Below are 6,738 nucleotides of genomic sequence, written 5' to 3' on the forward strand. Positions count from 1 at the left end.
AAATTTTATTAATCATACAAAGAGAATTTTTAACCCGTGTTAGAAAAAAAACCTTCATCATTGGTACTATTCTTTTTCCGCTTTTATATCTGGCTTTAATTTTTGGTACAGGATATATTGCAGATAAAACAAGGGAGGATATAAAAATTGCATTAATTGATAAATCCGGTTTATTTACAGAAGATTTAATTAAATCTGTAAATGGTAGCGATACCAGTAATACTATACATTTAATAACTGCAGATCCCGAATTATTTAAAATAAATTTCGATTCGCAGGGCTATGATGGTTATGTAATGATACCTGAAAATTTTAACTGGAGAAAAGGCATCGACAGTAATAACTTAATGGTAAACACAAAAAAATCATTTGGAGTCGGCGCAATAAACCCCGTTGAAAAAAGACTAAATCAATTATGGACCAAAATTAAACATGATAGTTTAGGTTTAACTGCTGCAAAAGATTCTATTTTAAATACTGGTATAAACCTTAAAGTAAAAAATGAAAAAAATAAAAATGCAGATGCCGGGTTAGCAACCGTTATTGGTTACGTATCAGGTTTCTTAATGTATCTTATTTTATTACTCTACGGCAGCCAGGTTATGATGGGTGTTACCGAAGAAAAAACCAGCCGTATTGCAGAAGTGGTAGTATCTTCTGTAAAACCATTCCAATTGATGATTGGAAAAATTGTTGGTATTGGCATGGTGGCTTTAACACAGTTTCTTATCTGGATTGCCTGCATTTTTATAATTTATAATGTTACTAAAAACACAGGAAGCGGAGGCACTGCTTCGGCTATGGTGGGTAAAATTCAGGAAGTATTTACCAGTGTAAATATCCCTTTGGTGGTAGGATGTTTTATTTTTTATTTGCTGGCAGGTTTCTTTTTCTATTCTTCTTTGTACGCAGCAATTGGCAGTGCTATTAATGAAGATATGAGAGAAGCACAATCATTAAGTTTTCCTATAACCATGCTTATTATTTTTTCCATTGCATTAATGACACCTGCAATAGCCAACCCCAGCAGTTCTTTAGCAGTTTGGGCAAGCATTATCCCATTCAGTTCCCCGATAGTAATGATGGCACGTATCCCTTTTGGCGTGCCCAACACTGTACCGTGGTGGCAATTGGGTTTATCAATGGCGTCTCTTATTGCAGGCTTTATGTTTACCACCTGGTTTGCTGCAAGAATTTACCGTACCGGTATTTTAATGTATGGTAAAAAACCCAGCTGGAAGGAAATGATAAAATGGGCTTTTAGAAAATAAAATCAACAAAATAAAAATCCATGTTTGTAAAATACAAACATGGATTTTTTTATAAAAGAAGAATTATGCCTTTACAATTTCGGGCTGTACTTTAGGTTTTGCTGCTTTTTCTATTGCCTTGTTCAATTCGTCGCTAATGTATTTGTTTATAATTTTCCAGCTAACTGCAATAATGCCAATAAATGCACCCAGTAACAAACCTACAATTGCATAAATTTTTGTTGATTTACTGCCTGAATCGTACGGCCCTTCCGGTCTATCTAAAGCTTCAATAATAGGCGTTTCTTTTTGCAATTTATATGCAGCAGCTTCCCGGTTGTTTACTGCATAATAATATTGCGATTGCACAGTTTGCTTGTCCTGCAATTTATTTTGTTTAGGTAAATTATACCTTCTTAATTCCTGGTTAGTAAAAAAGGTGTGTTCGTCATCTCTAATAATAGCTCCGTCAATTTTATTTACAACTTTATGTAAAGAATCAGCTTTATTAACTGCAAATTCAAAATCAATCTGAGCTTTTTTCTTTTTTAAATCAATATAAAATTCAGAAAGTTTATCAATAAAAAGGTAACTCACTTCCTTTACAATATCCGGATTACTGTTGCTGTAATTTAATTCAAGGATTCCATTCTTATTAATTTTAGCAGCAAAGCCGCCTTTTAGCATGTTGCTGGCAATATTAACTATTGTAATGCTGTCTAATTTTTTAATTTCAATAGGCTCGTTTTGCATAAAGCCTACATGATTATTATTTTCTTCAATTAATAATTGTGCAATTGTTTTATTTTTTAAAGAAGGTACTCTTACAGCCCTGGCTTCTGCAACTGCTTCCCTTGTTCTGCGGCTGGCAGCTAATTCTACAATATTAATGGAAGCTTCGCCACTGAATGATTTGGGAGCATCCGACAATCCTAAAATATTACTTATTGCACTGGAAGAAATATTATTATCATTTGTACTGTTTAATGGAAAAACAGTTGATTTAGATGTATAAATTACCACACTCTGCCTGGCCATAAAATAAAATAAAGTGCCAAATGCAATTGCAATAATGGCAATTAACCAACTGAATTTTTTAAGCCTTTTTAGAAGTTGTTTTATAAGTTCTATATTATTCATCTGAATTTTTATTGTTTATTGGAATTGCAATCAAGTCCTCCTGTTAATTTGTTATTATTTTGGCAACTAAAACACTTGTAACAATAGTAACGATAGATAAACCTGCCTGCTTAAAAATATCAACCACCTGGCTACCCTCTGCTTTTTCAGGTACATTTACTGTACTGCCCTCTGCAACTTTTGGATAGAAATGCATGAAGAAAATATTTCTTGTCCGCCTGCTTTTGCCATTAGCATATTGTACATAAACCCGGCTTCTCCACGGATGCCTGCCATAACCGCCGGCCTTATCTATATAATATAATAAGTTAGTATGCTCTTTATCAAAAGTTAATTTTAATGGTGATTGAACAGTCCCTTTTACATTTACAAAAGGATTTATTTCAGGTACAAAAATAATATCCCCTTCCTGCAATACAATATCAAACTTCGAATTTTTATCTTTCATCGCCCTGAACAAATCTATACTTACCGGCTCCTGCGATACTTCACTTATACTTGTTTTCACAGAATCTAAAATAATACCCCCTAATGAATCTGTTAAAGAATTTACTTTACTCGTTACATTATCCCTGAAGTATTGTGTTTTCTTCCTGTACAAAATTGCACCGCCTAAATCTGCATTTTCTTTTATGCCACCGGCTCTTTCGATATAAGATGATAACCGTTCGTATTTATTAAGGCGTGGATAAGGACCGGGATATTTTATTAACCCGTTTATTTGCACCAGTTGCTGCAATTCGAATGTGGGATTTTTTCTAACATACACCTGGTCAAAAGGTTTTAAAATAATTCCTGCAGAAGCACTGTCAATATCTAAATTAGGAGATACTTTTATTTGCTTTAGAATAACTCTTGTTGGCGTTTGCTCCCTTTTTGCTGAATCGATATCCAGCACACTCGCTATTTCAATTCTTCCAAATTCGGCAGATTGTTTTAAGCCTCCTGATAAATACAGCAGGTCCTGCAAAGTCATTCCACCATATTTATTTATGCGTCCTTCTTTTCTTACTTCACCAAATATTTCTACATACTGCCTGTCGTAAAAATTGTTGGCATTAAATAACAATATTTGATCATTAGCAAAAATTTCTACATTATACTGGCTTGCATCATTATCATTCTTAGTGATATCGCTTAAATCTACCTCCAGTTTATTCGATTTTATGTTGGTACTGTCACCTCCTCCCCTAAAAACATAAGCTCTTGGCAAATAAGTATTACGTGTAATACCTCCTGCCCTGTTAATAACATCAAATAATTTATCGCCTTTTCTTATTTCGTACTGGCCGGGGTAAGATACTTCACCTTTTATTTCCACTTTATTTATTAAGCCGGGATTTACAGCAATTACTTTTACAATATCACCATCAATCAAAGGAAAATCTTCGTTTTTATAAATTTCAAGGTTGGTGGGATTTATAATTGCAGTAGTGTTTACATCTTTTATTATTTGTTTTTCCAGTTCTGTTCTAAATACTTTTACGCCACTCGAAAAAGCATCCTTTTGTAAGCCGCCGCTGTATTTCAAAAGGGCTTTCATCCCTTCATCTTTTTTTAACTGATAAAACATGGGCCTTTTAAATTTGCCTTCTGCCTTTACCTTTTTTTCTACAGTTTGCAAAATAACAAAGTCATTATTTTCCAGGTAGATATGTTTGCCAAAATCGCCGGTGGTTAAATACTTATATACATCCAATGCGTCAATAACCCTTCCGTTTCTTTTAATTAATATTTCTCTAAGGTTAGCAAATTCTGTTGGCCCTCCTGCCAATGCAATTATATTAAATGCATTGGTAAAAGCAGAAACTGTAACAGGCCCCTGAGAGTTTACCTCACCTGCAACGTTTACAGAAATTGTACGGGGCTGCCCTAATGATACTGTAATATTTGTAGAAGCAGGAACATAGGATTTAAAACGCTGTGTTATTAATGAGCGTACCTGTTCAAAAGTTAAACCCTGTAAATATATTTTTCCCAAGCCAGTAGGAAAAATAGAACCATCCCTTGCAACAGTATAATCAAAAGTTGCTTCGGCACCATTCCACAGCGATACAATTATCTTGTCGTAAACACCAATAGGATAATCCAAAGGTGGAGTAGATAAATCAGTAACTGAAGCTACAACACCACCCCTGAATAATTGCATACCGTATGTTTGTTCTGTTACATTCGCCGATTGCGGTGTAGCTTCCCTAACAAGACTATCCCTGTCAATTCTGTTATTAAGTGCTTTATTTTTATCTGAACCAATTGATGAACCAGCTGCACTTTTATCAGCAGCTAAAATTTGGTTTAATTGCGCTGGCGACATTGTAGTAGTTGGCGGTAATGATGGTAAACCCGTTGGGTTACTTGGGTCGCCGCCCGGTGGTTGTGCCTGGGCTTTAATTGTAAAAGCAATAAAAAATAAGCAAGATATTACAGATAGCTTTTTTATATACTTAATTACCGTTCCTGAGTTTACTAACATTTCTTGGGGGTTGATTTTCAAAAATTTTGATGGCAAAGATAATATTTTATTTTAGTGGCTGCTTTAATAACAATTCAAATTCATTCCATATTTCATTTACTATAACAGCAGCCGGTTGTATTGATTTAATTATAGCGCTTACCTGTCCTATTTCAAGCTCTCCTTCTTCTAAATTTCCTTCAAACATTCCATTTTTTGCCCTCCCTCTTCCTAATAATTCTTTTAACTCGTCTACCGATGCACATTGCTGCTCTGCTGTTTGCACCCGGTTAAAAAAATTATTCTTCATTAGTCTTACTGGTGTTAATTGCTTTAGCGATAACATCGTATCGCCTTCGGCGGAATGTATAACGGCCTCTTTAAAATTAGTATGAGAAGACGCTTCTTCGCTGGCTACAAAGCGGCTGCCAATTTGTACACCCGCTGCACCCAGCACCATCGACGCTAACATTTGCCTTCCTGTTGCAATACCACCTGCGGCTATAACCGGAATATTTACTGCTGCACAAACTGCCGGAACCAGTACCATTGTTGCGGTCTCTTCTCTTCCATTGTGCCCGCCTGCTTCAAAACCTTCGGCTACCACTGCATCGCAACCTGCCTCCTGGGCTTTAAGCGCAAATTTGCTGCTGCTTACCACATGAACCACTTTAATGCCTTTTTCTTTTAAGGTTGATGTCCATATTTTAGGGTTACCCGCCGATGTAAAAACAATGGGCACTTTTTCTTCAATAATAATGTCAATATGTTTATCAATATCCGGGTAAAGCAAAGGAACATTAACAGCAAAGGACCGGTTGGTAGCTACTTTACACTTTTTTATATGTTCCCTCAAGATTTCAGGATACATACTTCCGCTGCCTATCAACCCTAAACCACCTGCATTACTTACCGCACTTACAAGCCGCCAGCCGCTTGCCCATATCATCCCTGCCTGAATGATGGGATATTTGATATTAAAAAGTTGTGTAACCCTGTTATTCATTTTCAAAACACCTTTTTCAAAATTTCAAAAACACAAATAGAAAGCACTTTGAAACGCAAAGTAAAAGGATTTATTTTATAAAACCAAGATTTTTTTAATTTGAAACGAAAGGAATTGATTTAACTTCTGGTGCCTCCGCCCAGGTCAATTGCAGTATTATCTCCAATATTTAAGCTGCGGCTTACACCCCGTACTTCTGCATCGCTGCCTATAAGTGAAGTGTTTAATACAATTTCAAAAAGATTGGAATAAGCGCCTATAATTGAGTCTTTAATTATTGCATGGTTTAGTTTCGAATTTTCGCCAATGGCTACGTTGGGGCCTATTACCGAATTTTTAATATCGCAACCTTCGCCAATACTTACGGGTGGTATTATAATAGTATTTTCAAAAGAATGCTTTTCAGCAATATTGCCACCAAATTTTTTAAGTAAGGTTGCATTTGATTCCAGCAGTGTTTCTTTTTTGCCGCAATCAAACCAATTCTGCACTTTAAACGGTTGAAACTTTACTCCGTTTTGTATCATACATTCCAATGCATCGGTTAAGTTAAATTCATCGTAACTTTTAATATCCGCTGCAATTATTTTTTCTATGCAGGAAAATAAAAAACCAGTTTCTTTAATTTTATACACCCCTACCAATGCCATATTGCTTTTTGGTATAGCAGGCTTTTCCACCACACGGCTTATAAAACCATCTTCTTCTATTTCAGCTACACCAAAATTACGAGGGTCATCCACTTTTTTTACACCTAACATTGAGTATGGTGTATTAAGTATTTCTTTTACATCATATTCTGCAATGGTATCTCCCAGTACAACCAACATTTCATCATCGCCTATAATTTCTTTGGTAAGATTTATAGCATGCCCGGTACCATGCCGCTC

5 protein-coding genes are annotated in these 6,738 nt (G+C 35.5%); 1 reads left to right on the top strand and 4 read right to left on the bottom strand.

The window, feature by feature from the left end:
• Nucleotides 1–1,271: ABC transporter permease (locus ACY65O_RS08095; protein ID WP_462220349.1), on the top strand; the 1,271-nt coding region annotated here is incomplete at its 5' end.
• 63 nt (nt 1,272–1,334) lie between these two features.
• Here ACY65O_RS08095 and ACY65O_RS08100 read toward each other — a convergent pair.
• From ACY65O_RS08100 to ACY65O_RS08115, 4 genes are all read right to left on the bottom strand, one after another.
• On the bottom strand, nt 1,335–2,390 hold the full coding sequence (locus ACY65O_RS08100; RefSeq protein ID WP_462220350.1) for a hypothetical protein: 1,056 nt from the start codon (nt 2,388–2,390) through the stop codon (nt 1,335–1,337).
• Between the two features lie 43 nt (nt 2,391–2,433).
• On the bottom strand, nt 2,434–4,863 hold the full coding sequence (locus ACY65O_RS08105; protein ID WP_462220351.1) for an SLBB domain-containing protein: 2,430 nt from the start codon (nt 4,861–4,863) through the stop codon (nt 2,434–2,436).
• 46 nt (nt 4,864–4,909) lie between these two features.
• Nucleotides 4,910–5,848, bottom strand: a complete 939-nt coding sequence (locus ACY65O_RS08110) for an NAD(P)H-dependent flavin oxidoreductase (protein ID WP_462220353.1) — start codon at nt 5,846–5,848, stop codon at nt 4,910–4,912.
• 119 nt (nt 5,849–5,967) lie between these two features.
• Nucleotides 5,968–6,738: sugar phosphate nucleotidyltransferase (locus tag ACY65O_RS08115; protein WP_462220352.1), on the bottom strand; the 771-nt coding region annotated here is incomplete at its 5' end.

This window comes from Ferruginibacter sp. (assembly GCF_031430955.1).
GTDB lineage: Bacteria > Bacteroidota > Bacteroidia > Chitinophagales > Chitinophagaceae > Ferruginibacter.